Consider the following 3,119-nt stretch of genomic DNA (forward strand, 5'->3'; position numbering starts at 1 on the left):
GTTTTCATGAGGTAATTATGATCTCAGCGTGTTTGGTTGACAAGGTGTATTCAAGATTAAACGACAAGGGCTGACGCCTTACATCCACGCCCTAGAAGTGACGTGGTTTTACGGCGGTTTTTGATAAAGAGGGTATATGCCGGTGCATATACCCTTTTCTTATTCCTGTAACTTACTTAGGATAATAAAAGACATACAACTATCCAAGCGTGAACGGAAAAAATTATAAATCAATATTTTACACACAAAGAAAAGCCCCGAACCTAGGGCGATTGGTTCGGGGCTATGGTTTTTCATATTGTTATTATTATCTCTTCCGTGTTGACTCATCCTAAGTCATAAACAGTCATCGTTCAGACAGCGGGCTGACCTGTCTTAATGTTGCTGTCTCAACACTACATCCTTGCCTATCCTTGTGTTGATGGGTGTATTCTAAGACAATTGATGTGCAGCGAATAGAGGCTAAAGACCTTATTTGACGTAAGCATTTGCTTACACTTGAATTGTTTATCTAGCAGGTATTTTTTGCTCATTATGATTCTTTTGAATCGCACTCCTCCTCGGCTTCTTCATGTTCTTTAGATACCTTGCAACCCTCTTCTTTACCTGCTTCAATTTTATTTTCCGCCTCTTTAAAGTCGGCTGCTTGTTCTGTAGGAGCATTTCCTTCTTGATTACTCTCCTCCTCTGGGTCATATTGCAACGTTGTCATCACAGGAAAGTGGTCAGAGCCAATCGAGGGTAAACGCTCAATATCGATAACCGTAAAGCAAGCACTATGGAAAAGATGATCCAATGCCCAACGTAAAAATGGATAGTTGACGTGAAAGGTATTGATAAAATGTCGCCCGATACGGGGATCTAGTAGCCCTGAAATACGTTGAAAGCGACGAGTGGTTTGTGACCAAGCAACATCATTGAGATCGCCTGCCAATATAGCCGTTTGCTCATTGTCTTTAATATGCTTTCCAACCATCAATAGCTCAGCATCACGGGTGGTGGATTTATCAGCTTCCGTTGGACTAGGGGGCATCGGATGCAAGCAATAAAGCCAAATGACGCGCCCACCTTGCAATTGTAGCTGAGTATGAATAGAGGGTATGTCATCAATGATCAAATATTTAATCTTAGGATCTATCAGCTCAAGCTTAGAATAGAGATGCATACCGTATAAATTATCTAAAGGCACTTTTACCGTATAAGGGTAATCAGACTCAACTTGATTAAGCGCTTTTTCCCATTTTTCATCACTCTCTAAAGTTATCAAAATATCAGGCTGTTTCTGTTGTACCAACTCAACCAATTTATAAGTATCATCATTGGTAGTCAACACATTTGAAACCATGATTTTTAACTGATATTCCTCAACATCTGGCTTATCTTTGGCATTCTGTACCTCTTTTTTCCATAGCATGGTATACGGCAATACCATTCTGAGCTGAAATACTAAGGTAATACTCAAAGTGGCAAACAACAGCCATTGTTCTAGCTGCCATTGAGGTCCAAATACCACCATACCAAGCCACGCAATAATGCCTAATATCATGATTTGAATACGAGGGAAGTCCACACCGCGTACCCACCAGTTATCAAGTGGTAACCAACCCCAGATAGTGACAAATGCGATGAGCCCTGCCAGTCCCTGTGCACCATAATATAGAAATGAGAAATCCATAATGTGTATCGACCGTTTATCAAATGAATGGCTAAGCCATTGATTATGTTGATTATTGCTGTTCTGCATCTATGTAGCTTAATAAGCATCCTACAAATGATCAATATTGCAAAATGAGCATAATGGCTTACTTTAACATTCCAGACAACCTGCGCCTACTACTGAACATTAATTACTTAATAGACACTATAAAACATTACAATAACAAGGCTTCCATCGGTACTTATGATATTAAGTAAGGTTTTTATTTTATTAACAGTTAACATCACTTCTAGTTCATTAACAAAGCTAGATTAATAACATAACTCAAAGTTATAACCAACATAGTTAATAGTGCTGACAAAACCCTTTAAATCTATCAAAAAACCTTGCTTTTTGGGGCTATTCACGGCATTGTTATTGGTTGGCGATGCAACAATTTATTGTAAAAAGGATTAAGTTTGATGAGTGATTTAAAAGTAGGCTTGGTAGGCTGGCGCGGTATGGTAGGGTCAGTATTGTTACAACGTATGACGGAAGAAAAAGATTTTGACGGTATTACACCGGTATTTTTTTCAACCAGTAATGCAGGCGGTGATGCGCCAAGCTTTGATGGTATTAAGACCAGCCAACTAAAAGATGCTCATGATATTGAAGCCCTTGCCGCTTGTGATGTGATTATTACCTGCCAAGGTGGCGATTACACTTCAAAGGTACATCAGCCGCTGCGTGATAGTGGTTGGACTGGCTACTGGATTGATGCGGCAAGCACATTACGCATGGAAGATGACAGCATCATCATTCTTGATCCGGTTAACCGCACCGTTATTGATAGTGCGCTTGCTGAAGGCAAAAAAGATTTTATCGGTGGCAACTGTACTGTGTCACTAATGTTAATGGCTATCGGCGAGCTGTTCAATAAAGGTTGGGTCGAATGGGTAAGCGCCATGACTTATCAAGCAGCTAGCGGCTCTGGTGCCAATAACATGCGTGAGCTTATTGAAGGCATGGGTGTATTGCGTGATGCCGTTAAAGACGAGCTTGCCAATCCTGCCAGCGCCATTCTTGAGATTGACAAAAAAATCGCTCAGACTCAGCGCTCAGAAGATTTCCCTAAGCAATACTTTGGTGTGCCATTAGCCGGCAGTTTGATTCCTTATATCGACTCACAGTTAGAAAACAAGCAGTCTCGCGAAGAATGGAAAGGTGGTGTTGAAACCAATAAAATCCTTGGTAACTCTGAAGCAGATAAGATTGCTATAGATGGCATGTGTGTCCGCGTTGGCGCAATGCGTTGTCATGCACAAGGCTTAACGATTAAACTCAAAAAAGATATTCCGCTAGAAGAAATCGAAGCGGCACTGAAGAATAGTGGTAATGCATGGTTAGATGTGGTGGAAGACAATAAAGAAGCCACTATGAATCGTTTAACGCCTGTTGCCGTGACGGGCACTTTGACTGTCGC

Annotated in this window: 2 protein-coding genes; one reads left to right on the forward strand and one right to left on the reverse strand. The window is 40.9% G+C overall.

The features are described from left to right. Nucleotides 1–532: 532 nt before the first annotated feature. The gene (locus VLN09_RS07980) at nucleotides 533–1,675 is read right to left on the reverse strand and encodes an endonuclease/exonuclease/phosphatase family protein (protein WP_325245349.1); all 1,143 of its coding nucleotides are present in this window, start codon (nucleotides 1,673–1,675) and stop codon (nucleotides 533–535) included. A gap of 443 nt (nucleotides 1,676–2,118) precedes the next feature. Between VLN09_RS07980 and asd the strand changes: the two genes are divergently transcribed. Beyond that, the coding region (asd, locus tag VLN09_RS07985) for an aspartate-semialdehyde dehydrogenase (RefSeq protein ID WP_325245351.1) at nucleotides 2,119–3,119 on the forward strand (1,001 nt) is incomplete at its 3' end.

This window comes from Psychrobacter sp., from assembly GCF_035469765.1.
Taxonomy (GTDB): domain Bacteria; phylum Pseudomonadota; class Gammaproteobacteria; order Pseudomonadales; family Moraxellaceae; genus Psychrobacter.

Coding starts and splice junctions, on each gene's coding strand:
- VLN09_RS07980 (WP_325245349.1), bottom strand. CDS start 1,675: ATGGATTTCTCATTTCTATATTATGGTGCACAGGGACTGGCAGGGCTC.